Annotated in this window: 19 protein-coding genes; 3 read left to right on the forward strand and 16 right to left on the reverse strand. The window is 28.9% G+C overall.

Annotated features, from left to right (window positions below):
• Positions 1-42 precede the first annotated feature (42 nt).
• A complete protein-coding gene (locus tag Q0776_RS09345; protein ID WP_298367394.1) occupies positions 43-1863 on the reverse strand; it encodes a sulfatase-like hydrolase/transferase in 1821 nt (606 codons plus the stop codon).
• Between the two features lie 323 nt (positions 1864-2186).
• Here Q0776_RS09345 and Q0776_RS09350 point away from each other — a divergent pair, with 323 nt between their 5' ends.
• Entirely contained in the window at positions 2187-3377 is a 1191-nt protein-coding gene (locus tag Q0776_RS09350) for a hypothetical protein (RefSeq protein ID WP_298367396.1), read from the forward strand.
• Positions 3378-3493: 116 nt separating this feature from the next.
• Here Q0776_RS09350 and Q0776_RS09355 read toward each other — a convergent pair whose 3' ends face one another.
• From Q0776_RS09355 to Q0776_RS09385, 7 genes are all read right to left on the reverse strand, one after another.
• Positions 3494-4147: a hypothetical protein gene (locus Q0776_RS09355; RefSeq protein WP_298367398.1), complete on the reverse strand. Its 654-nt coding sequence runs from the start codon at positions 4145-4147 to the stop codon at positions 3494-3496.
• 253 nt (positions 4148-4400) lie between these two features.
• On the reverse strand, positions 4401-4727 hold the full coding sequence (locus tag Q0776_RS09360) for a carboxypeptidase-like regulatory domain-containing protein (protein WP_298367400.1): 327 nt from the start codon (positions 4725-4727) through the stop codon (positions 4401-4403).
• Between the two features lie 674 nt (positions 4728-5401).
• Entirely contained in the window at positions 5402-6607 is a 1206-nt protein-coding gene (locus Q0776_RS09365) for a thioredoxin domain-containing protein (protein ID WP_298367402.1), read from the reverse strand.
• A 27-nt stretch (positions 6608-6634) separates the two neighbouring features.
• Positions 6635-7705: a TlpA disulfide reductase family protein gene (locus Q0776_RS09370; protein ID WP_298367404.1), complete on the reverse strand. Its 1071-nt coding sequence runs from the start codon at positions 7703-7705 to the stop codon at positions 6635-6637.
• Positions 7706-7767: 62 nt separating this feature from the next.
• Positions 7768-9183, reverse strand: a complete 1416-nt coding sequence (locus tag Q0776_RS09375) for a RagB/SusD family nutrient uptake outer membrane protein (RefSeq protein WP_298367406.1) — start codon at positions 9181-9183, stop codon at positions 7768-7770.
• Positions 9184-9193: 10 nt separating this feature from the next.
• Complete coding sequence (locus Q0776_RS09380; RefSeq protein ID WP_298367408.1) at positions 9194-12721, reverse strand: SusC/RagA family TonB-linked outer membrane protein; 3528 nt, start codon at positions 12719-12721, stop codon at positions 9194-9196.
• 90 nt (positions 12722-12811) lie between these two features.
• Positions 12812-13930 (reverse strand): FecR family protein, encoded by a 1119-nt coding sequence (locus Q0776_RS09385; RefSeq protein WP_298367409.1) that lies wholly within the window; start codon positions 13928-13930, stop codon positions 12812-12814.
• 125 nt (positions 13931-14055) lie between these two features.
• On the opposite strand from Q0776_RS09385, the gene Q0776_RS09390 reads away from it, so the two are divergent.
• A complete protein-coding gene (locus tag Q0776_RS09390; RefSeq protein ID WP_298367410.1) occupies positions 14056-14649 on the forward strand; it encodes an RNA polymerase sigma-70 factor in 594 nt (197 codons plus the stop codon).
• Between the two features lie 52 nt (positions 14650-14701).
• Here the strand turns inward: Q0776_RS09390 and Q0776_RS09395 are convergent, their stop codons facing one another.
• The 3 genes from Q0776_RS09395 to Q0776_RS09405 all read right to left on the reverse strand — a co-directional run bounded on the left by Q0776_RS09395 (position 14702) and on the right by Q0776_RS09405 (position 16323).
• The gene (locus Q0776_RS09395) at positions 14702-14902 is read right to left on the reverse strand and encodes a hypothetical protein (protein WP_298367412.1); all 201 of its coding nucleotides are present in this window, start codon (positions 14900-14902) and stop codon (positions 14702-14704) included.
• A 51-nt stretch (positions 14903-14953) separates the two neighbouring features.
• Entirely contained in the window at positions 14954-15319 is a 366-nt protein-coding gene (locus Q0776_RS09400; RefSeq protein ID WP_298367414.1) for a sulfatase-like hydrolase/transferase, read from the reverse strand.
• 329 nt (positions 15320-15648) lie between these two features.
• Positions 15649-16323: a methyltransferase domain-containing protein gene (locus Q0776_RS09405; RefSeq protein ID WP_298367415.1), complete on the reverse strand. Its 675-nt coding sequence runs from the start codon at positions 16321-16323 to the stop codon at positions 15649-15651.
• A gap of 210 nt (positions 16324-16533) precedes the next feature.
• Between Q0776_RS09405 and Q0776_RS09410 the strand changes: the two genes are divergently transcribed.
• Entirely contained in the window at positions 16534-19506 is a 2973-nt protein-coding gene (locus tag Q0776_RS09410; RefSeq protein WP_298367416.1) for an AAA domain-containing protein, read from the forward strand.
• Between the two features lie 189 nt (positions 19507-19695).
• Here the strand turns inward: Q0776_RS09410 and Q0776_RS09415 are convergent, their stop codons facing one another.
• From Q0776_RS09415 to Q0776_RS09435, 5 genes are all read right to left on the reverse strand, one after another.
• Positions 19696-20898 (reverse strand): TlpA disulfide reductase family protein, encoded by a 1203-nt coding sequence (locus Q0776_RS09415; RefSeq protein WP_298367417.1) that lies wholly within the window; start codon positions 20896-20898, stop codon positions 19696-19698.
• Between the two features lie 6 nt (positions 20899-20904).
• Positions 20905-22095 carry a TlpA disulfide reductase family protein gene (locus Q0776_RS09420; protein WP_298367418.1) on the reverse strand — a complete coding sequence of 397 codons (1191 nt, stop codon included), beginning with the start codon at positions 22093-22095 and terminating at the stop codon, positions 20905-20907.
• A 75-nt stretch (positions 22096-22170) separates the two neighbouring features.
• On the reverse strand, positions 22171-23391 hold the full coding sequence (locus Q0776_RS09425) for a TlpA disulfide reductase family protein (protein ID WP_298367420.1): 1221 nt from the start codon (positions 23389-23391) through the stop codon (positions 22171-22173).
• Positions 23392-23400: 9 nt separating this feature from the next.
• Positions 23401-24822, reverse strand: coding sequence for a TlpA disulfide reductase family protein (locus Q0776_RS09430; RefSeq protein ID WP_298367423.1), 1422 nt, complete (start codon positions 24820-24822; stop codon positions 23401-23403).
• Between the two features lie 6 nt (positions 24823-24828).
• The gene (locus tag Q0776_RS09435) at positions 24829-26295 is read right to left on the reverse strand and encodes a TlpA disulfide reductase family protein (RefSeq protein ID WP_298367425.1); all 1467 of its coding nucleotides are present in this window, start codon (positions 26293-26295) and stop codon (positions 24829-24831) included.
• Positions 26296-26481: the final 186 nt, after the last annotated feature.

Genomic DNA, 26481 nt, shown 5'->3' on the forward strand with positions numbered 1-26481 from the left:
TATTTCTTAATGTTTTCAATATGCAGCTACTTGTACTCTATACTATTTTGGTAATTTCAACTTAAAATCATGCGAACCTGGTGCAAAATTACTATGAAATGCTTTTGTACCACTTCCCCACTTTTCCCATTCTACTTCAACTCTGTTATCTCCCAAAACAATATTCAGCAATTTTTCTTTCATAGCTTTGGCAATTGATTTGTACTTTTTATCAAATGCTACATTGTTAATTTCTTGTGGATCATTAGTAATATGATATAAAGCTGGATCTAAATCTTTATAATTTGCATTTAAAGCCCATTTCATATTATCGCCGTGTTTAGTGTTAGGACGAGTTTGTATTGAAAACACATATTCGTTAGTACGAATAAATGCACGTGGACCTGTAACGGCATGACTTTCGCCAATAACATAATCACGAACTGGTCCTTTCCCTTGTACAACCTTTGCTAAATCTAAACCATCTAAATAACTAAATTCTTCATTTTTTAATTTAGCTCCAGCAGCAGCCAATGCGGTTGGAGCAATATCTACAAACTCTGTAAAATCACTAACAACCTTTCCCGCTGGGAATTTATTTTTATCAGAAGACACCACTACAATTGGGTTATGACTATCAATATCCCACGGAGTAAATTTAGAAATAGCACCATGCTCATTCAATTTCCAACCGTGATCTCCATGAACATAAATAACCATCCATTCTTGTTTGTTCGACTCGCTATATTTTATAAAAGTATCTACAGCATCACCTATTAATTTATCTCCATAAGCACAAAAAGCAAAATAATCTTGAATCATAGTTTGTTTGTCTTTATCACTATAATTATTAGTGAAATTCCTATCAACTACTTTTTTCATTTGCTTTGCCATTGCGGTATATTCTTCATCGCTAAGCTCTGGAACTTTATATTTGTGTTGCTTAAAACGCTCTCTATAATCGGCAGGTGGAAGCACTGGTGTGTGTGGAAAATCATACCCAATATGACAAAATACAGGTTTAGAAGAGTTGATTCCTTTGTAAGTTAAAGAACCAACTGAAAAAGGTTTGTCTGCATTATTTAAATAATCTTGAAATACAGAAGTATAATAACCATCACGAGTTTTCCCAGCCTTGCGTGCACTTACACCTCCAATAATCATTCCCATATCAAAAGTAGCTTTCTTTTTACCTTTAATTTTACGCAACAAATCGTACTTTTTCACAGTAGCCTCCGCAGTTCCTTTCTTTTGAAAACCCATATCTTCAATTTCAGTAGAAATGTATTCGCGTTCACCATTATCATTAACTATAAAAGAATAATTTTTTGGCGTTTTTAGTTTATTTCCGTTTACCTCTTTTAGCCAATCACTTCCCCACGCAGTTAAATTTTCTCTTGCTAAAGTTCTAAAATCTATATCTGTTTGATAAATAGCGTATGGCTTGGTTTTTCCATCTTTTAATGTTTTAATACGTACACCTAGTTTACCTACATGAAAAGTTTGATAACCTAATTTTACCATTTGCTCTGGCAAGGTAGGTTTTGAATGTTCTAATGTATTATTGTGGTATTCAAACTCGTAAATTCCAGATCGAAAAGGGTAACGCCCGTAATGCATAGAAGCACGAGATGGCGCACAACCCTGAGCCTGACAATAGGTATTAATAAAAGTAGTTCCCATTTCAGCCAACTTGTCAATTTCTGGAGATTCAACATAACCCAATTCACTCATTTCATTTCCAGTTATCATTTTATTGAATGAACGCACTGCATCATAACGATGATCGTCTGTTAAAATATAAAGTACGTTTGGTTGCTGAGCAATAGCTTTTCCAACAAATAGAAAGCTTAGGATTATTAATGTTGTTTTTATTGTTTTCATATATATCTTTAATTTTTTTAAATATTATCATTTACTATTGCAGAATTCTCTAACAATATTACTAGTTATTCTTAACTAAAAGTTGTTCTAATTTTTTAATTGAAGTAATAAATGGTTTATTTCCTTGGCAATGGGTAGCTTCATAGTCTACATACAATGTTATTAAGTTATTGGAAAGATTTACTACATTTAGTCTCAACACAAATTTAATGGTATAAAAGACATCTATTGACTTCAATTGGTTTAAAAACGGAAAATTAACCGAAAAATTAACGGTTAATTTTGTTGGTATTCTTAAGAAAGAATTTCATATTTTTACAGCTATGAGCAACCATCTTAACACAGATAAGATAAAGGAGTACTTACAGAAAATTTGTTCTTCTCCTGAATTTGTAAAATCTACTCGCTACACCCAATTGTTGAAATTTTTAACCGAACAAGCTCTTAAAAATGTTCATGTGAAAGAGCAAACTATTGGTATGGATTTGTTTAAAAAAAATTACAACCCCATAAAAGATGATGGTAAAGTTCGTGTGTACATGTTTAACCTACGTAAGAAATTAAAAACCTATTATTCTGAAATTGGTAAAGAAGACATTATTGTTTTTGTGCTAAAAAAAGGCTCATACGACATTGAATTTTCAGACCAAAAAACAAACCTTGAACAAAACCCTAAAACAGAAAAAAAAGCCTCTACAATTCAGCAAAAAAGAAATTTTTATAAACCTTTAAGCTACGTATTAGCTTCAGTTTTGTCATTTGTTTTTATAGCACTTGCTTATCAATTGTTCAACACAAAAGAAGTTTATTGCTGGGAACCATTTGTAGCTAAAAATACAACAAACACTGTTGTACTTGCTGACCAAGTAATTATGAATAAACCTAAAGAACCTAATGGCAAACTTTATACAAACTTTGAAGTTAACAGCGCTATTGACTTTATTAACTTCAACAAAAAACATCCTGAAGATTCCTTAGCGCTTTCAAATTACACATTTTTTACAAAAGCAATTCCTTATTCTTTAATTGGCTTAACTCAATTCTTTTCTGAATATAACACTTCATTAACACCTCAAAACGAAAGTGAATTAAAATATGATGTTGTTAAAAGAGGAAATATTATTTATTTAGGGCAGCCCAAAACTATGAGTTTATCCAAAGAAATTTTCCTTAAAAACAGTAATTTTTTTGAATGTAATCCTAATTATTTTACAAGTTCTAAAAATGGAAAGTTAAGAACTTACAAACCTAAATACGGCGATAATATTCGTATGGAATATGCAATGGTGTCTTATTTACAATTAAACAGTGGTCATAAAGCGCTTTATTTTGCTTCCAATCATGACATTGGTGTAATGGCAACAGTTGCACATTTTACAAACCTAGATTTACTTGAAAAATTTTACAAAAAACTCCCTTCAAAAGATTCATATTTTAATGCTTTATTTAAAGTTGAAGGTTTAAACCGTTTAGATACCAATTGTGAATTGGTTGAGCTAGAAATTATTGAATAATCAACTATACATCTCCTCGTATTAATTTTATTTACAAAAGTTTAAACAACCTTTAAAGTTTCAAAAACTTATTAATCTTATTTTTAATTTGAATAATATATACACCCGAATTGAATTTAGAAACATCTATAGTATAATTTTTTATAAGTTCCTAAATCCAACACATTACCCAATAAATCATAAATTATATATGGTGTATTATTTTCAATAAAACTCAATGAAATGTTGTTACTCGAAGGGTTAGGATATACAACTAATTTATCATTTTTTTCAATCTGTTTAGAAATAAATCCTTCACACTTTTTACTTGAAAAAACCTCCAATTTATCACCGGGATTAACATCAACTTCAAAATTATTTAGGTTCGAATTCATTACAAAAGATCCATTAATTGATACGCTATATGGTGCAGTACCGGTTTTCATACTTATAGAAGCCTTGTTTGATTTAACAGCTACCTTACCTGAAATAGTTAAAGCCTTTTTTATTTCAAGATTAAAACAACTTTCATAACAATTGTTTGGAACGGAAATACAAAACTTGTAATTCCCTGCATTCAAATTTTCAATTAAAATCTCATCCGAAAAGCTATACTCAATATCATTTAAATATAATTTATAATTGTTGGTTGTTTTTGCTTTTATTTCCAATTTTCCATTATTTTGGTTAGAATAGATTTCTCCAATTGTTTTAATCGAAAAATTATCATTTCCCCATTCTTCTTTTACAATAATTTTAGTAAAATCATATGCTTCTACTTCATAATCCAAATTATGTGTACCAATATCTGAAACCCATTCTGGCCCTGTATGATTTGCAACCCATTCTGCTTTTATTTCTGCTGCCTTTTTTGTTAATATCTTTTCTTCCTCTTCTGAAAATGCACTAGGCGGTCTGATATTAGGAATATTATCAGGAATACAATCACGAATAATTGAAGTTTCATCAATTTTAACGGTATAGTTGTTTTAGGATTGAAAACATTATTAATTTGAGTGGAAACCGCTCCACCAATTCTTGAAGTTAATAATAAATTATCGCCAAAATTTCTAGAGCAACTGCTCCAGTAACTTCTTTTTTGGTTAGAGAGCCATAACCTATTACCACAACTTCCTCTAAGCTTTCAAAATTTGAAATAAGTTTAACATTATGAGTTGAACCCGTTACTTTAATAGTTTGATCTGTCATACCTAAATAACTAAATACAAGGTAATCGCCAACTTTAGCGGAAATAGTATAGTTTCCATCAAAATCCGTTGCTACTCCATTACTTGTATTTTTTACAATAACTGAAACGCCCGGAATAGGCATTCCATCATCAGAGCCTGTAACAACCCCTTTAACCTTCATTTCTTGTGCTTGTAAATTAGTTGTAAAACACAACAAAAATAGTAAACATGGTAAGAGTGAATTTCCCCATGTTTTTTACGCCATTAATACATTTTTAAATTCATTTAATTTGGTTTAGTTTACATTTTATTTAGTTCTTGTTATTCTATAATTATATTTGTTTTTTTTATTAATTTTTATTCCTAAAACTGACTCAAGTCACATAAAATCTAAAATTTGCTGTTTAAAAACATTTCAACTTTTTATGTAAAACTAGAATAGGAAATCAGCAGAATTAGGATAATATTTAAATATTTATTTTTGATCATTTTCAAACAAAATTATAGCCGTTAATTTTATTCAAAGTTTCAATGTTTAACTCACTTTTATGTTTTTATTAGATTTAAAAATGTTCGTCTGAGTATAAAAATCCCTTTGTCAATAGGCTAAATCAAAAAATTGTAGATTGTTTAAGTATATCTTATATAGATTTATTATAATCTTTAAAATGTTTATTATAATTCTCTCTTTTTTAGATATTCACTTTTATAAAACGCTTCTTTGTTTATATAAAAAACAGAAAGCCTAAAGAGTGATTCTCTTTAGGCTTTTCTTTCCAAACTTAATTTCAAATAATATTCTTTGCTCTTCCTTATTTTTTTATCTTTTGAGCTTCTTTGTATAAATTCATTATTCTATAAGCTCTGAATTGCTGACTTTAATTTTGAAACTGATGGATGATCATTAACTCCTCCAGCTTTTGCATTTTCATCAAAGAATATATTGAAACTGTTTAAAGCTTTTTCTTTATCATTTCCATGTAGATAAAGTTTTGCCAACATTAGATTTCCCATAATGATACCGGTTTCTTTATCAGCAGCAAAACTAATAGCTTTTTTTGTAAAATCATTTACAATCTCACTAGATGAAGATAGCTTTGGCGAATTCAAAATTTCATCGCAAATTCCATGATAATTATAAATATATTGCTCTTTACCTTTTAATAATTCTGCATTTTTTATTTTAGAATCATACCATGTTTGTAACTGATTATTTGCTAAGTAATAGGTATATTGAAAACTTTTCTTTAAAGCTTCAACATCACCTAAATCAAATTTTTTATTGCAGCTTTCTACCTCAGTATTCAATGCTTCCAAACTTTCACATTTTTTAGCAAATTCATTCAAATATCCATAAATTGGACTTGTAAAAATACTACCATACTCAAAAGGTTCTAATAGCTCTTTCAATTTGTGTTTGTTTTCTAATAAGTAGTTGTATTCCTTACTATTATACGCGAAATTGGCTCCAGAAATTATATAAAACTGCTCCTTATTCATATATTCACTTAGAGAGGTTTTAGCAATAATTTCACGAGAAACATTTTGCATTTTATCACGATCTCCTTCTCTTTTTAAGCCCTTTAAATAAGTTATTAAAAAATCATAATCTCTGTTACCATTATTATACTTTTCTGTTAATGCTGATATTCTCAGGCTTGGATCTAAAGCTGTTTTTGCCCCTGTAATTAATTCTTCAGCTTTCATTCCTCCAAGTAATTTTTGAACTTCATTACCGTTTGAATCAATAAATAGTAACGTAGGATAGGCTTGTACTCCATATTTTTTATTCAAGGCAATTCCTTCCCCTTTTTCCATATCCATTTTAACATTCACAAAATTCTTATTGAAGTAATCTCCTACTTTTTCTTGTGTAAAAATGTTTTTTGCAAGCCATTTACAAGGACCACACCATGTTGTATAGCAATCCATAAAGATTAACTTATTCTCTTTTTTTGCTTTTTCCAAAGCTTCATCAAATGTTCCGTGCTCAAATTCTATTCCTTGTGAAAATACATTGCCACTTACAAAAATTGCAATTAGAATAAATATTTTTTTCATTTTGTTTATTTTCAGTATTAATTAAACTTATTTTAAAAACTTCTTTAATTCCTCTGTTAAATTATTTGAGTAATGATGTTTATAAACAATTTCACCTTCAGGTGAAATTAAAATTAAATGAGGAATTGCCGTAATTGCATAAGTATCTGAAACATTTGTTTCATCATCAATTAATTGAGTCCATGGTAATTGATGTTTTTTTACAGCTTCAACCCATTTATCCTTGTTAATATCGGTACTTACACTTAAAATTGATAATTCGTCTTCATCGTATTCAGCTCTAATTTCCTTTAGCTCTGGAAAACCAGCTATACAAGGTCCACACCAGTAGGCCCAAAAGTCTATTAATAAGAAACTTCCTCTGTATGATTTTAATGAAACCTTTTTATTTTCAAATGAATTTAAAGTGAATATTGGAGCTTCTTGGCCAACAGCTACTTTTTCTAAATTGTCTTTTCTTTTAATTAATTGTTTTAAATAAAAGTTATTATGAATTGAAGTATCAAAACTTGTTAGAATGGTATTTAATGTAGGTAAATCTGCTGCCCAATAAAACTTGTAAACGATAGCCGCTAATGATTGACTTTTTGAATTTTCTTTAATTGCGGCTAATAAATTTACCCCATAGTTTGATTTAAATTCAGCTTCATCTTTAGATAAATCTTTTTTGTATTGAATTGTTTTCATTTTTGAATACCCTAAAACTTCATCTAATTTTTGAAATTCTTTGTGTAGGTTGCTTCCTTCAACAACAAGTTTATCATCACCAAAAGATAAATTATATGTTCCAGGTCCAGTAAAAATTTCAGCGCTAAATCGTTTATCATTTAGTGAAATATTGAAATTCCTAAGCACTTGAACTGTGTCAAGATTAAATGTGTTGTTAGTTATATCAACCTCTTTTTCAATGGTTAATCTCTTTGACTCTTCCATCGTTTTAACTAGTTGATATGGATAAACCACTACCTTTCCACTTTGTCCATCCAGAAGTTTTAAATTGAATGTACAACCTGTAACCTTTTTATTTACTTTTTGTTTGCAAGATTGAAGCAATAACATCCCACATAACAATACTAATATTGTTTTGTAATTTTTCATTTTAAGTAAGTTTGAAAAGCTTCTCAATAGAAATATTGAGAAGCTTTGAATTGTATTAGTTTTTAATCTCTATTGTTTTCACCAATTTCTGGATTCTGTAAAATATACTTTGAGGCAATTGGTAATGCCCAATTTTTACTTCCTGCTGGCAATGTATAAGTACTACCATTATAAGTGTGAACAAGATCTATTTTAGATGAATCATAAACGTTGTATCTTTTTAAGTCGAAATAGCGATGTCCTTTCATAACCAGTTCAATTCTTCTTTCTTTTTTTACTAAATTTAAAACTACATCTTGATCTATTTCTGCTAAAGGTTCAAAAGTTCCTGTATCCATCCTTTTTTCACGTAGTGTATTTAAATCATCTATAGCTAAAGAAACATTATTTAATCTTGCGTTACATTCGGCTCTTGTAAGTAACATTTCAGGTACCGATGGTCCAATAGGTTTAAAATTTCTTACAAACCCCATTGTATAAATACTTTCTGTTCCTGATACTCCAAAAAGAAATGGCCCTCCAAATTGTCTTCTTCGTTGATCGTTTACAGCTAATAAACTCAAATAATCATCAGATGCTATTAAAAAATTATATGTTGAATTAGAAGATTTACTCCATATTATTTCAGGATCATCCTGTGCAAGGCTAGGTGGATTTGCAATTCCTGGAAAAAACCAATCTGCGTATGAATTAAAATCAACAAGCGTATTTGATAATAACAAAGCTTCATTGGCTGCATCACGAGCATCTTCAAAATTACCCATATACAAATAAACTCGAGCTAAAAGACTGTAAACCCCAGCTTTTGAAGGTCTATGAATTAACTCAGGTAAATTCGGTAAATAATCCAAAGCTTCATTTAAATCACTAAGAATAACATCATAAACTTCTTGTACTGAGGCACGCGGATACTGAACGCCAGATAATTCTGTTCCTAACCTTAATGGTACTCCTGAATCTTCATTTGCTGTTGCAGGGTTGTAGTGCACTCCATATAAATTAACTAAAGAAAAGTAAGCAAATGCTCTGTGTGCATGAGCCTCAGCTTTTAAAGCCATTTGTTCATCTAAAGTTCCACCAACCGCATTTAAAATATCTTCTATAATAATATTTGTAACGTATATTTGACCATATAATGCTTGCCAATCTCCATCTTCTTGAGCATCGGTATAAATATTATCATTTTGTGTGAAAATATTTGTTGAAATACTACCATCAGGATAAAAACTCGAAAGATTTTCTGTAATCATTACATCGTCACTAGCCAACTCAGTATTAGAATAGGAATTTTCAAAACCTGGAGATATAACTTGTAAACCCTGTGTGTTCCCAAATTTTTCAGTTTGATCTAACAATAATCTGTAATCATTAACTTTTTTTGGAATAATCCTTCCTTTTGGTTCTATGTCTAAAAATTCTTCTCTGTTACAAGAAAACACTATAAATGAAAGACAAAGTATATATATAATATTTTTCATAATTAACATTTTAAAAATTAGCATTTAAACCTAAAGTAAACGTAGGTCTTAAATTAAATATTAAACTTTCTGGGTCAACATTCCATTTGTTAAAATTAATTAACGCCAAATTTGTTGCTTGAAAGCTTACGCTTAACCTGTTTAAACCTGCTGAACGTGCAGTTTTTTCGCTTAACTCATAAAAAAGTACTACTTCTTTTAACCTAATATGAGAGGCATCATCAATAAGCTGACTTCCGTATTTATAATAAGTTGTGTAAGTATCGAGTGAAGCATCTGCTCTTGTAGTTGGAATTCTTGGAATATCGGTTATTGCTTCATCGCCTGGGTTTTGCCATCTATTTTCAAAATCTCTATGAATATAATGATTGCCTCCAAATTTATTTGGTAATTCAGCATAATTTAAAAAGTTTGTATTTCTAAATACATGACCAAGTTTAAAGCTCGTTAATGCCCTTAAAGTAAAGTTGTTGTATGAAAATTGGTTAACCCAACCTCCATAGAATTTTGGAGTAGTAGTTCCCTGATATTTAAGTGCTTCAACAACATCAATATCTCTGTTTACTAACTCTTCATTTTCATCCAAAAATTGAGGGTCACCTTCACTATTTAAACCTTCAAATTGATAACTGTAAAGATAATTTAATGGTGTATTTACAAGAGGAGATCTCAAAACAGTATATGCATAAGGTGTTTCATCAGGTACATCAACTTTAGTTACCTCGTTTTTATTATAACTAAAATTCAATGATGAATTATACTTAAACTTTTCACCATCAACTACTAGTCCTTGGATAGAGATATCAACACCTTTATTTTCCATTTCGCCTGCGTTGATCAGAGCAGAATTAAAACCTAATATTGATGGGAATATTACATTTGATAATAAGTCTTTACTTTTTCGGTTGTAATATTCAATACTACCATTTAATCTGTTATTAAACATTCCAAAATCAACGCCTAAATTAGTTACATAAACCTTCTCTAACCTTAATTCAGGATTTTTTACATTTGATATAAAGGCATATTGGTTTCCTGAGAAAGGGTCACTTGATATACCAGCTTGTACAAATGGGCTTGTTGAATTATTTACGTTACCATTACTACCATAAGTTGTTCTTAATGACAATCTATCAAATATTTTACTCTCAAAGAAATCTTCTTTATAAATATCCCACTTACCACCTACTGAAAATAAAGGAATGTTTTTATACTTTTTACTTGCTCCAAAAAGATTTGCATCATCTAAACGTATACTTCCTGTTAATGAATACTTTCTGTCATATGTATAAGCAAAATTACCATAGTATGAAATGAATCTATTTTCATTTTCATAAATAGCTTCTTGATTAGGTATTTGATTTTGACCAAAAAAGTATACCGTTGGAAATAAATCTGCATAGTTAATATTTTTCGCAAAATCTAATGATTGATCATCATAACCATACAATCTATTTCTATAATAATCTTCCAATTCCTTTCTTGCTTCATATCCAGCAATTGCGCTAATATTGTGCAAATCTTCTTTAAATGACTGATTATAATTTAATTGTAATCTTCCAGATTGTGTTTCATTATGCTGATTATTAATATCCAAAAAACTTCCCTTTGGTATGGCACTAACAATACCTCCCCCAGAATTTGTTGTATAAGTATTTATTAAATTTCGTACCTGAAATGTATTTTCATTAAATAAATTTTCAGTTTTAATTGAACCTTTTTCAAATTGATACCTACCTTCTAAAGATAAATAATCGGTTATTTTATAATTTAAAGCTGCCTGAAGTCTTATTTGAGAATTTACATCTCTGTTATTATTATTTTCAAACTCTTGCATTAAATTATAATCCCAATTGTAAGGGTAACCATTTTCTACACTCCGTATTTCTTTAAATTCATCGTAAAACCCTTGTGGCTGTGATAAGTACTCACCATCACTTCCTAAAATATTTTGGTATTGGTCTAAACTTTGAGCGTTAAAAACTGATAAACCATTAAATTTTGTCTTATTGTGTGAATAGTTAATTCTACCGGTGAAAGTAAGTTTAGACGTTAAATCAATTTGATTGCTAATGTTTGCAATAATCTGATCTCTATCATTATTTTTGAAAGAATTAATATTTCTATTTTGATTATAAACTAAAGAAGCTTGATAGCTACTGTTTTCTCCTCCACCACCAACGCTAATATTATGCTGCATCCAAGTTTGATTAGCTAAAAATAAATCTTCAAATTGACCTCTACTATCTATTGTTTTTAAGTTGTTTAGTACTGAATTTGCCTCTTCATCTGAAATTTGCCCTTCATTTAGTAATAGATAAGTTTCTAAACCTTTACTTATACTTGATGAGTTAAAATCGTTTGGTAAGTTTCTCCAAGAATTATCGGCTATATGCTTTTCAAATTCTAAAAAACTTTCAGTAGAACCATATAACTGATCGTGTAAATCTAATTGTGATGTTATTGAAAAATTTGAAGAATAATTAATTGTTGTTTTGCTGTTTTTGGAACCTTTACTTGTAACTATAACTATTACTCCATTGGCAGCTCTAATACCCCAAATAGATGCTGCAGCAGCATCTTTTAAAATTGTAATACTCTCAACATCATTTGGGTTAATGGTTTCCAATCCTTGTTCTATAGGAAATCCATCAACTACAATTAAAGGTTTACTAATTGAATTGATAGTACTTGTACCCCTAACTATTGCAACATTATTTCCATCATCATCAGTATCAAATAAAATACCTGCAACTTCCCCTTCAATTTTATCGAATACATTTTGAGATGTTTTTACACCTAACGTTTTAGTATTTATGCTTTCAAAAGATCCAGTAGCGCGTTCTTTAGAAAGTTTTTGATAACCTGTGCTAATTACAACTTCTTTTAAATCGTTAGTATTTTCTAATAAGGTTACATTTAAAACACTTTGGTTCTGAATTTTAAACTCTTGGGTTGCATACCCAATGTACGAAAATCTAATAACTTCTCCTGGCACAACTTTAATTGTGTAATTCCCTTCAAAATCAGTAGCTAAACCTCTCATTTTTGCACTTCCCTTTGTACCTACCAATACATTAACACCCGGAATTGGATTTCCATCTTTATCAATAACTTTACCCGAAATACTTTGTTGAGGCATTTCAACTAAATCGGTTCCTACAAAAGCTGGTCTTCTTTTTAAAAGAATTGTTTGATCTTCTGTGAAATCATATGTAAACACTGTATTAGATAAACACATATCTAATAATTTATAGGTTCTTATAGTCCCTTTGTTTAAATTAAACTTAGATGAGCTTTCAAAAACATCAGAGGGAAAAACAAATGAATAATCAGTTTGATTTTCAATTAAATTAAAAACTTCATCAATTGACAATTGAATGTCATTATCAATTTTAATTTTATCATTCTGAGAAACACCTATATTAGGTGTTAAAGCGAAAATGGTTGTACAAAAGAGAAAAATAAAAACTCGCATAATATTTTTAAACATATTCCTTTTAACCCAAGGAACAAGGTTACTAAATTTAATTTCCATAAATTTGCTTTTTGGTTAATTAATATTTCATTGATTGATCACTGTATAGGGATGAAGTTATGTTTGGTAGACGACACTTCATTCCTTTTTTTATTTTATATAAATAATTCTATCTTCTATTTTATAATTAATTCTATTTAAATTTTCTAGCGTTATTAATGCGTGTTCAACATTTTGGTATTTTTTAAATACCCCTGTAATCTTAACATTTTTTGCAGTCTCATTTTCGAAAACAAATTCAATATCATACCATCGTTCTAAAATATTTGAAATTTCAAGGAGTGATTTATTCTTAAATCGTAATAATCCAGTTTTCCAGGCAGTTTCAAATGCAGCATCTACTTTATTTATGTATATTTCCTTTGAATCTTCATTATAAACTAATTTATGGTTAGGTACCAACTCCTCATTTGAATCGTTAACATTAATAGAAACTTTTCCTTCAACTAAAATCGTTTCAACTGTGTTTTCGTTTTTATAAGCCTTTACATTAAACTCAGTACCTAAAACTTCAATAAAATGATTGTCTTTCTTTACTCTAAATTTATCACCGTTATGTAAAACACTAGATGATACATCAAAATAAGCTTCACCATAAATCAACTCTACATCTCTTGGCTTACCCTGAACAAATTTTACAGGATATTTAAATTGAGAATCTGCATTAAGCCAAACTTTTGTACCATCGGACAACTCCATATAAAACTCACCTCCTCTTGGAATAGTTAAATAGTTGAAAGCAATTTTTTCAACAGGTTTCTCTTTATTTGAATGGTAAACAATTTTCTCACCATCTGAACTTACTTTTTCCGATTTATACTCCTTCCCTTTTTCTAAGGCTACATTAGTCCCATCTTCCAAAGTTAAGGTGGCCTTATCAGTCCCAATTTCTATGTTATTTTCAATTACAACAACTTCGTTCTTTTTAGAAAACTGATTTTTAGTTAAAATATACCCCACACTAACTAAAATAAGCAAAGCTGCAGCATATTTTAAACTAGATTTCATATAGATTATATATTTTTTCTTTTGAATACGTTTAAATAATTTTCTTTTTTCAATTTCTGAATCAAAATCCATTAAATTATATTCCACATAATAATTTAGCTTTATAAAATTTTCGAAATGTTTTTTATTTTCCTTTTCAATCAACCAGTCTGAAAGATATTCCAAGTCCTTCAAAGATGCAGACTTTGAAAAATATTTCACAATTATATTTTCTATTCTTTTTGAGATCATTTCCTAGATTTCTTATACATATGAAACAATAATTTTACAATACCCTTAAAGAAACTTAATTTTTTTTTTACATTGCGAAAGTTTTTACAAAAAAAATGAAGAAAGACTTTTCAAATAATAAAATATTAATCAAAGAATTTAAAAAAGGAAACGAAAAAGCCTTAAACTACATCGTGGAAACATATCATCATAGATTATGCTTGTATATTTATAGTTTATCTAATGACTATGATGGTGCAAAAGACAGTGTTCAAAATGTTTTTATGAAATTGTGGGAAAAACGCTCTCAATTACCTGAAATTAAATCTTTTAAAAGTTATTTATACAAAGCAGCCTATAATGATTTTTTAAATCAAATAAGAGGAAGAAAAGAAACATTAATATTTGAAAAAATTCATATAGAAACAATCGGTTCAATTGAATCAGAGAATTCTGAAGATTTAGATGAGAAAATAAAAGCTGTAAAGAGTGAAATTGAAAATTTACCTCCAAAATGCAAAGAAATATTTTTAATGAGTAAACAAGAAGGCTTAACTTATATTGAAATTTCTGAGCACTTAAACATTTCTCTAAAAACTGTTGAAGGGCAAATGTTAAACGCTTTTAAAAAATTAAAAAGTAAATTGGGTAATAAAATTAATTTACTTTTTTTAATTTTTGATTTAAGAGGAGGTTTTAAATCTCGTTAATTTTTATCAAGTAAAGTAAAATAAATTCCATCTCATAAAATTTTCGAAGCCATCAAGTAACTTTGAATAAGGCTTTATAATCTTCGTTTCTATCAATATTATGTCTATTATAAAAAGTAGCAACTGAGTCTTTTTTAGCAAAATATTCTAAGGCACTAATCACCCCACCATCCAGATCAGAAAGGAAAAAGCTCATTTCGTTTTCAGTTGACATAGAAAACTTAGCTACCACGGTATAGTCTGTAATTACCATTGTGATTGTACGTTTAAAGTACTCTGTGTATTTCGCTACAGCTGGTACCCACTAAGTCGAATTATACCGTATTCCTATTTCTAAAACAGGTACTCCATAAACCCCTGTTCTAAAAGATTGTTGTCCTGTAAAAATTGCGGTTCTCGAAGGGGAACATGTTGGGTACATATAAGCATTATCAAATATTAGACTTTCATTTGCAAGTGCATCTAAAGCTGGAGTTTCAAAATAAGTTGATCCATTAAAACCAACATCTGCATACCCCAAATCATCAACCAAAATAAATACGATATTTGTTTTTTTTGATGAGTTATTCGACACTTTTGTTTTTAATTGAGATTTACAAGAAGTTAGTACAATTGAGCATAGTAATAATATTTTAAAATTTATTCTTAATTTTTGCTTTATAAAACTCATATTTTTAATTCTCAATTATTAAATAACTTTTTATTACTAGTCAAAACTATTTTTATTATTAAAAACAGTCGTATGCAACAGTCTAATGAATGTTTCTATAAGTGTTAATTATGCTTTTTACCAATTAAATTAGACCTTTTTGTTAATTATACTTTAGAGAAAAAAATAAAACTGCCTAGTATTTTATATACACACAATCTTTAAATAAAGTATATTTTGTTTTCTATTTTTTCTTTTGAAAAGAATTTCATTATAAATAGTAGGAAAACCTCTTTAAAAAAACTTGTTTGTTTCAGTGCCATTTTAGTGATTCACTCTCTCGTAAAATGCTAAAAAACTTTATAAAATGTTGTTTTAATTCTCCCTTTTGAATCACCTAAGTTAATAGATAAAAGTTCTCTTTCTTCTATAACCTTAAAATTAAAAGGAGGCGCAATAATGTCTATTCCGCTTTGTTTTTTCAATCTAATTCCTTGTCCCGAAATAATATCTTTATTAGGAATAAAACTTCTATTTGGCAAATGTTCTGTAAGGATTACATATTTGTAATTAGTTAACTTCTTTATGTTTTTATGAATTTCAGCATTCGATAAATGTTGGTATACTTGTCTAATTAAAACGCAATCTGCACTAGGCAAATTATCTTCTGCAATATCTAAACAAAGAAATTCTAAATTTTTATTTTTAAATTTTTTTCTATTATAATTTATAAGGTTATAAACAATATCCACGGCAACATAATTATTTGAGTATTTAACTAAATCCTTACCTACATTGAAATCGCCACAACCTAAATCACAAACATTAAGTTGAGGATTAAACGACTTTAAGAAAGATGAAATTACACTTATATAAGGCTCTATTATACGTGAATTATGAGAACCATCTCCGGAATAAAAATAACCGTTAGCTCCTCCCCAAAGATTCATTTCATAAATTTGTTCCATCGCTGCTTTAGTGGGCCAAGGTTTCTTAGATTTTAAAGTTTGTTTTTTGTTACTCATTATTGCTTAAAACTTATTGGTTAAACTTATAAAAAAAGATTTAAATTAAATATTAATTCATTAACAACTTAACCCTCAATTAATAACACTTCAATCATTTTTTCATACTCCAATTACACCCATAAATTCAATAAAAAATTACATTTAAAAGTATATATTCGCAGTTGTTTTTTTAAAAGAACCTACTAACAACCATTACTAAAAAAATTAATGAACAACCTAAAAAACTGGTTAAATTATTATAAAAATAGTTTAACAGATAGTGAAAACTTGGCGGTAGATATTTCAAGTATTAAAAATTTATTTCATCAAAATTATTGTGATTTAGGTGCAGCAACCATTAATTCAAAAAATGCCGCAGCAATATTCGATGCTGAAGAAAGACGTATTAATAGGTTAAAAGGAATTTCTAAAAAAGATAGTACAAAATGGCACAAAGTAGATGAAATTGAAATTATAATAGCTCCATTTCAATTAGATTACCATTCTAACAGTGATAATTTTTACAAAAAAACAATTCATCCATTTTGGATTAGTGCTAAAGTTAATCGTTCTGGTCAACTTTCTCCTCCAAAAGAAATGTTTCCGCTAATTGTTCGTAATTATTTAGACCCAATAGCTGATGTTGGAAACGATTTTATTTTTTCAACAATTGATACCATATCTCGAGTTAGAGATATAGAAAAACCTTTAAGGGATAATGAGGAGTTAGATTGGAGCATATATTGGGACTATGTAAACCATATATTTTCAGAAGTAACTTATGGAAGTATTGATAATTATTTTGTTGAAGGCTACAAAACCAATCCTAAAGTAACTTATTTTGCTAAAAGCTCAAAAATTTCAACCGCAAAAAGTATTCTATTTTTATATGAAAATTTAGTTAAGGCTAATGAAGAACTTCCGCTGGTTTCAAAAATAATAAATCCAAAAAACAGAGAGCGAAAAGAGCCAATTACAGATCAAGGATTTTTGGATAATAATCATTTACATTTAGGACAAATGTCTAATGAATTTCCACTTTCAATTAGTCAACGAAAAACCTTATTATCTTACTTAACCGCTGAGCAAAATGCAATTTCTGCAGTTAATGGACCGCCCGGAACAGGGAAAACAACTTTGTTACAAAGTTTAGTTGCAACCGAAGTTGTTAAAGCGGCAATAAAAGGAGAAGAAGCCCCTATTATTTTAGCTTGTTCATCTAACAATCAGGCTGTTACAAATATTATAGATAGTTTTATCAACTCTAAAAGTAGTATGGATAATTTAGCCGAACGCTGGATTCCAAACTTTAACGGTTATGCTACTTATTTACCTTCAAACTCAAAAAGTGAAAAAAAATTAGAAAACATAAATTACTTAAAAGGAAATATGTTTGGGTATGAAGGTACTTTATGCGATTTAGAAAACGAAGATTATTTACTAGATGCAGAAAATTTTTATTTTAACAAATACTACAACTATTTTGGATCTACTGTTAATTCTTTAGAAGATGCTTGTGAACAACTTCAAAAAGGAATTATAACTATTGAAGATAAACTTATTGAAGGTGTTCGAATTTCGAAAAACTATTTAGTTTCAATTGAAAAAGTAAATAAACTATTACTTCACGAAGAAAATTATATTAAAAAAAATGAGATTAAAATCTCAAAACTTCAGCAATGGAGAACTATCATAAATTCAATTAAAAAATTTTCTAAAGAAGCTAATTTTATTGATGAAATAAAACGCTTTTTTAAAGTTGATTCAGAAGAAAACTCACCAAGCTCCGAACATTTATTTATTGTAAAAAGCGATGTTCTTGTTAACAACAATAAAGCTTTAACTTTTATAAAAAATTGTATTACCGATCTTAATTTAGCCCTAACTTCAAACTTAAAATTAAACAATTGGAAACATCAAAATAACATAAAGGGATATCCTTTTGTTTCTGAAGAACAAATGTGGGAGTTTGAGTATAAAAAAATAGAATCTAACAATAACTCCCATAGTTTTTTTTATGATGAATTGGATTTAAACTTACGCCATAAAGCATTTTTACTAGCTACACATTATTGGGAAGCTAGATGGATTATCGAAACGCAAGATACGCTAGAAAATGAAACAGAAAAAGGAACTGGAGAAAATACAGTAATTGCAAAATGGAAACGCAGAGCAATGCTTACTCCTTGTTTTGTAGCCACATTTTATATGGCTCCTACTCATTTTCTATTTAGTCAGTTTCAGGGTGAAAATGAAAATGGAAAACCTATTTTTGAATACCTTCCACTTTACAATTTTTTAGACTTATTAATTATTGATGAAGCTGGGCAAGTAACGCCCGAAGTTAGTATTCCTGTATTTTCACTAGCACAAAAAGCTATTGTTGTTGGCGATTTAAAACAAATTGAACCAATTTGGACTATTCCTCCTAAAATTGATATGGGAAACCTTTCCAGTGAAAATATTGTTACCAATCCAACTCAAAATGAGTATTTAAACGAAATTGGTTTTTTGGCCTCAAGCGGAAGTATAATGAAAATGGCACAAAATGCTTGCGAATATGAAACATCGTTAGTTTCAAAAAAAGAAAGTGGTTTATTACTATTAGAACATAGACGATGTAATGATGAAATTATTGGTTTTTGTAATGAATTGGCCTATGATGGCATTTTAAAACCAATGAAAGGTAATGCACATAAAGATCAAATTTTCCCATCTATGATGGCGTATCATATTGAAGGAATTAGCGAACGAAAATTTAATAGTAGATATAATATAAAAGAAGTTAATTCTATTATTTTATGGCTAAATAGAAACAAAGAAGATATTGAAAAAGCATATAATGTAGATTCCATTGAAAGTATTTTAGGAATTATTACTCCATTTACTAGCCAAAAAACTGAACTTTCTAAAGCTTTAATTAAATCTGGATTTAAAGTAAACGACATTAAATTAGGAACGGTGCATGCGCTTCAAGGTGCTGAACGAAATATTGTGTTATTTAGTTCGGTTTATAGCAATGAAGACGAAGGAACTCTCTTTTTTGATAGAGATAACAAACCAAATATGTTAAATGTAGCTGTTTCAAGAGCTAGGGATAGTTTTATTTTATTTGGAGATACCAGAATTTTTGATGAAACTAAAAACACACCTTCTGGAGTATTAAAAAGACATTTAAACATGTATGAAATGCCAAGTTAAAACTAGTTTAAATTTTTCTTTTCATCTATAAAATTAATCTGAATAAACTTTCGCATAATTCTTTTTTAAAAAAATAGAATGATATTAAAATAAAAAAACCAGAGAAGTTAATCTCTGGTTCAAATATCATCTTTCAAATTCAATTAATTAATTCACGAAAACAAAGTTTAATGAAAGATGTGAATATTTTTAATAACCTAATAGTTCTTTAAGCTTTTCATCTAATTCTTTTTTAGATGGGTTTCTTAATAATATTTTTTGATTTTCGTCCATTAAAAATGTTGTTGGCAAAAATGGAACCCCATACAGTACAGAAACCTTTCCATAAGCTCCTTTTCTGCTACCTTCTTTAGCTGCATCAAATAAATGAATCCAAGGTGTTTTATCTTCTTCAATAGCTTCTCTCCATTTTACTTCTTCATCTGCTGTTCCTATACCAACTATTTCAAAACCATTTGCCCCATATTTTTTTCTTAATTCTTTTAAATGAGGAAATGATGCTCTACAAGGACCACACCATGAAGCCCAAAAATCTACAAGTTTATACTTGGCCTTTACTTCTGATAGTTTTACAGAGGCTCCTTTTACAGAGTTTAACGTAAAATCTGGTGCAACAGAGCCAATACCCAATGATTCAAAAATATCTGTATATGTTTTTTTGTAATATTTAAACATGGCAGTATGTATTGCATCACCTTTAAATATTGGGTAGAATTTTTTCATTTCTTCCTTAGACATTCTACCTTCACTAAATTGAGAACCTAATATCCAAGGAGCTAAGGTTGATTCTGGATGATCCAAAGCATATTGTTTCAAATAACCAACGCGTTCATTATTTCTTTCAATTTCTAAGTCATAAAATTGCAATCTCCATTCGTTATAAGCTTTTATTTTGGCTTCATCTTTAGAATCGTATGCTTCAGCCATTCTTTTTCTCACTTCCTTTAAAGCTAAGAACTTTTCTTGATTCATTATACTATCAATTTTTGCTTGTTGCTCTTCGTACATAGCATTCAATTTGGAACCTGCAACTTTTGCTTCAAGCTGACCACGATCAGATTCTGCTGTGTTAAACTCTAAAGAAATTTCACTGTTTTCAATAAAAAATTCACTACTAAATTCATCTCCAATCATAATTCTTACCCTATCTGGGTGTTTAACAGTTCCTTTAAAGTTAAAAAAACCATTTGTCATTTGGGTACTGTCTATAACCTTCGGTTTTGCTGATCTATCTGTAAAATTGAATTCAGCTAGTTTCACTGTAGCTTGGTCTAAACCCTTAACAGTTCCATTAATAGTATAGCCTGCAAAAACCTCTTCTTTTTTTGTTTCCTTACAAGATGTAACTATCATTAAAAATGAAACAACGACTAAAAAAAATTTATAATTCATAATTATTTATTTATTAAGTAATTCCTCTAATAATTGAAAGGCTTCTTCTCCACCTCCTAAATATTTTTTTACAATAGTTCCTCTTCTATCTACAATAAATTTGGTTGGAAAACCTTGTACATTAAATCTGTTTACAAAATTGTCTGGTGTATTTGCTTTATCACTCATTAATTGTGTCCAAGTATACCCATGTTTATCAACAAATTCTTGAATTTTTTCTTTTGTATCTCCTGAATTAATCCCAATAACAACAAGGTTTTCTTTATGTTTTTCTTGAAATTCTTTTACTTGTGGCATTTCAGCTACACAAGGGCCACACCAAATTCCCCAAAAATCGATTAAAACATATTTTCCTCTCAATGAATTTATGTCAAATTCCTTACCATCTAGAGTTGCCGAAGTTTTGACTGATGGTACAGGAAAACCTTCTTTAGTGGTTTTTGTACCTTCAATTCTTGATGCAACATTTTTATAATCTTCATATTCTGATAATTCTTCATTTGACAAAGCATTAAATAATTCCTCCGCGGTTGCATCATCAATTTGGCGTCTTAGCATCATATCATTTAAATAAAATGCCGCAGCTACAGATGTTGGATTACTTTTTATATGAGATTTTAATACTTCTAGGTTTTCATTAAATACTTTTTCTGCTTCCTTTTCATTTTCTTTTATTTTTAATGAATCCTTTTCATAGGTATTTTCAACTGCAAGGTTTCCCATTTTGTTATAATTTGGAAAAACCAATTTATTTACTTTGGCCAAACTTTCATTTAATTTATCTCCACTTGGGTAAGCATCCATAAAATCTGTTGCTTTTCCTTTTACGGTAATATTTGCACCTGGAAATGCGTAAAAAGTTAAGTATGCACATTTTACAGGGAAAAATCCTCTCCCATCTGCAGGAATTTTAAACAATTTTTTATCTGGGCCCGTAAAGCCCGGATAAGTTCTAATCATTGCTGTTTTTGAAATAGTATCTGAAAATTTAAACTTACCATCAACAACTACAATAGAATCGGGTTTTGTTTCTCTAGTATATTTCTTATCTGGATGTCTGAAATATAAATTTCCATTTAAACCTTCAATTTCTCCTTCTATAACAAATTCTTTTAGATTCTTTTCCTCTGTTTTACAACTTATAGTTAAAATTAATATTGATAAAACAATTAATGATATTCTAAATACTTTTTTCATTTTTTATTTTTTATATACGCTAAATAATTTTATTAATTCTTTATTAATGATTTATTTATAATTTCTGCTTTTAAATCAATACCCAAATAATTCTTCTAGTTTATGATCCAGTTCTTTTCCATTTAATTGACGACCTAAAATAATTCCGTTTTCATCGATTAAAAATGTAGTTGGTAAAAACGGAACTCCGTAAAGTTTTGAAACTTTTCCATAGGCACCTTTTTCATATTTTCCTTTTTTACCTGAACTAACCGTATTAGGATCTCCATCAAATACATGGTGCCATCTTGTCTGATCCTCTTCAATTGCTTTTTTCCATTTTTCACCAATATCGGCAGTTCCAATGGCTACAACTTCAAACCCATCCTTATGGTACTTTTTATAAAGTTCTTTTAAATGAGGAAATGATGCTCTGCATGGTCCGCACCAGCTTGCCCAAAAATCAACTATGATATACTTTCCTTTTAGTTTTGATAAAGTTAATTTACCATCATCTAAAGTTGGGAGTGTAAAATCTGGAACCTTATTACCTATACCAAGATTTTCAAAAATATCTTTATAAATTTTTGTGATATAATATTTATAAAAAGATGTTTCTTTAGCATCACCTTGAAAGATATTGTAGTATTTTTTTAGATTATTCTTTGACATACTATTCTCAGAATACATATTTTCTAATAAATATACTGAAACAGGTGAACTCGAATTGTTCTCAATAAAATCAAATTTGATTTTTGCAAACTTCTCAGACTCTTGTATTAATTGCAAATACAATTCTTTTCTTATTTTCTCTATTTTTTCTTTTTCTTCGTTGGTCTTGGCATTTTGTAACTGGTCATAGGCTTCCCCACTACGTTCTCTTATTAACTTATACGCTTCACTTTCAAAAATAGCATTAGCTTCGGCTTCTACTTTATTATACACATCATGCATTTTAGAGCCTGAAACACTCACTTCATAATAAAATTTATTCTCTTCAGAATTGAACAAATCAACCGTAATTGCACTATTTTCAAGAAAAAACCTTGCTTTTTTATTAGCAACGACTAGGTTTACCATATCTGGTACATCTACCTTTCCTTTAAAATTGAATTTTCCATTAACTATTTGTGTACTATCAATTACAGCAACAGCTTCATGTTTTCCTCTATCTTCAGTTAGTTTCACCCAACTTTTATCCACTCCATTTATTGTACCTGAAATAGTGAAACCGTTATGTTCAGATTTTTTTTTACAACTTATTATTAGTGTAAGACTTAATGCAAAAAAAGTTACTAATTTAAAATATGAATTCATATAGATTTTTTAGATCCCTAATTCTTGAAATAATTTTATCAATTCTGGATTTGAAGGTCTTGGTGCACTTGGCTGTACAATTTTCCCCTCAGGATCGATTAAAATAAACTGAGGAATCCCTTTTATTTGGTATTTCTGAACAAACTCGGAATCAAAATCTTTATCAGCAATAATTTGAACTCCTGTTAGTTCTTCATCTTTCACAAATTTTTTCCATTTTTGGAATGCTTTATCTGTATCTACAGAAAGACTCACAAAAACAATATTTTCATTACCGTGGTATTTTTTTTCAACTTCTTTTAAGAACGGAATTTCAGCCTTGCAAGGTCCACACCAGGTTGCCCATACATCGATATACACAAATCTCCCTCTAAAATCTGTTAATGAAGTTGTTGTACCATCAACATTTCTATAATCTACAAATTCAGGCGATGGTTGACCTGGCTGTGTAGCAACTAAATCTTTATACTGAGACGTAATAGCTTCTTTATATGTTTTATTAGAAACATTAGCCATAAAGTAATCGTAATATTCTTGAATGTTATGACTTCTTGTAATATCATATTTAGCAAACATGATACACAATTCATCTAAAATATTTTGATTACTAATTTTTTCCTTAATTAACTCTAATTTTTTAATTGGATCTGCTTTCCAAACATCATCTACAGAGTTTGCAAACGCATCACTAAAAAAACTTCTCAACATAAATTGATAGACTGTAGAACGTTGAAATTCACTAAAATCTTCAAAATTTACTTCTGAAACAATATCAAAAAAGCCTTCTGATATTTCAGCTTTTTTTCCATCATTGGTTCTTTCGAACATTTCTGGATAATAAACATATGCCATCACTTTGTTATAAAACAAATCTTTCTTTTCATTTTCTATAAACTCAGCTGACAACCCATTGATACTATTTAATAATGATAGAAACTCTTGTTCTTCTTCATTCTCTTTTTTTATGAATGTTACTTCATCACCATATTTTTTATTTCGTTCTTCAATACTTCTTCTTTCCTTAATTTGTTCTTTTTTAATCAAATAAGTATTTTCTTCAGCTCCAATTCCTTCAAACTGCATTGAATTATTAAAATCATCACTATTTGCAGTAAACTGAATATGTTGACCTGGTTTAACCACAAACCTAGCATAGCCTCTTTCTTTACCTATTGAAAACTCACGAGATGACGTGATATATAATGTATCAACAAATGCTCCTTTTTCATCAACTTTTAGTACTTTTTTTATTGCTGGAACTGAATCAAAACTAATACTTGTAAACATAGAACTAAGCTTAACTTCACCTCCATTTACATTTTCTAAAACACCGCTTACAATAGTGTAATTCACCTCTTGTTTTGGTTCGCAAGAAGTTAAAACTAAACTATAGCAAAGCCCTATAAAAAGAATGTTCTTTAAATTTTTCATACTTCTTTATTTCAAATTAGTGTTAATTAATTCATACAATTCTGTAGTGCCAGGTCTTGGAGCTTCTCTTTTAATTATATTTCCGTTTGAATCAATTAAAATGTAACGTGGAATACCTTGCACCATTAAATCTTTCTTAAATGTGTTATTATTTAAAGATGTAATTAATTGAATTCCTGTATGTAAACCTTCTTTGTTTTCTGTTACCTTTTTTTTCCAAACTGCAACATCTTCATCAACAGAAACGCAAACAAACTCAATATTTTTACCTTTGTATTTTTCTTTTAGAGCGTTGAATTTTGGCAATCCTTTTATGCAAGGTGCACACCAAGTTGCCCAACAATCTAATAGCACCATTTTTCCTTTAAAATCGGATAATGACACTTCTTTACCTTTAATATCAATTAATGTGAATTGAGGTGCAGGTTTACCATCGGCATAAGCATTTTCACCTGCTTTAAAATTTTCAAATCGCTTTAAAACTTCTTTATCTGTTATTTTTTGATTAATTACTTCATTTAAATAACCCCTTATTACCATATCATTACTTCGCATATAACTAATTGAATATCCGTTATACATATCTTTTTTAATTATTTCTGGAAAGCTACAGGTGTCTAAATATTTGGTTTTAGCTTTAAAGTAATCCAATGATTCACGCTCATATTGAGATAAAACCGACTGCATTTTAGCGTGATAACCTTCTCGAACATACATTGCATAACGTGAACTTTTATGATATAAATCGAAATTGTTTTGAGGAATTTCATTTTCAAAATATGCCAAATAATTTTCAGGAATAATCCAATTTTTATCTGGATTATTCTTATTGGCGTACCTTTCATATAATTTAAATTTAAAATTATACTTCAACAATAATTCAACATTAAAAACTTCTAAAAATGGTTTACGAATCGATTTTGAATCGACATACCTTTTTACAATTACTCTTTCATCCTCCATTAATTTTAATTGGTAAGCTTCAAACTCTGTGGGATCTTTCTTATCAATTTCTGGAAGATAAACCTCTTTATAATCTACTCTATTATATTGGTAAGCTGGCGCATTTACCATTAACTCATATAACAATTCAGTTTCATCATTATTTTCACCCGAAATTAATACAGCGTTTTTATCTCTAGCTTCTATTTTATTTAAATCAATAATTAAATTTAGCTTCGTTCCTTCTTTTAAATATATAGGCAGGCTACTTTCCGCACCTAAAGAAAGGCTATATTTTCCTTCCGAGATTGAGTCGTAAATTACCTTAAAATTCCCATTTGAATCTAATTCAATTGAATTATTAAAATTAGAACCATAAATCCCTAAAGGCTTATTATAACCAATTACTTCTCCACTTATGGTTACGTTTATATTATCATTTAACTTTTGTACTTCTTGTTTAGTTTCACAAGAAATTAATGTAAATACTATTTGTAGAAACAAACAATTAATTAAAGATTTTTTTATCATAAAATTGGTAGTGAAAATGTTTTTATATATAACTAAGTCTAATTTTTAAGAAACATCCCCGAAAACTAATAGTTAATTATTTGTTAATGTAAAAAAGAAAACTCAAAAATATATGGAAATTACTTAATTTTTATAGGTTGTAAAATTATTTAGGCTTAGCTTTATTTAACATTAAAACTATAGTAA

This window comes from uncultured Lutibacter sp. (genome assembly GCF_947495725.1).
Classification (GTDB): Bacteria; Bacteroidota; Bacteroidia; order Flavobacteriales; family Flavobacteriaceae; genus Lutibacter.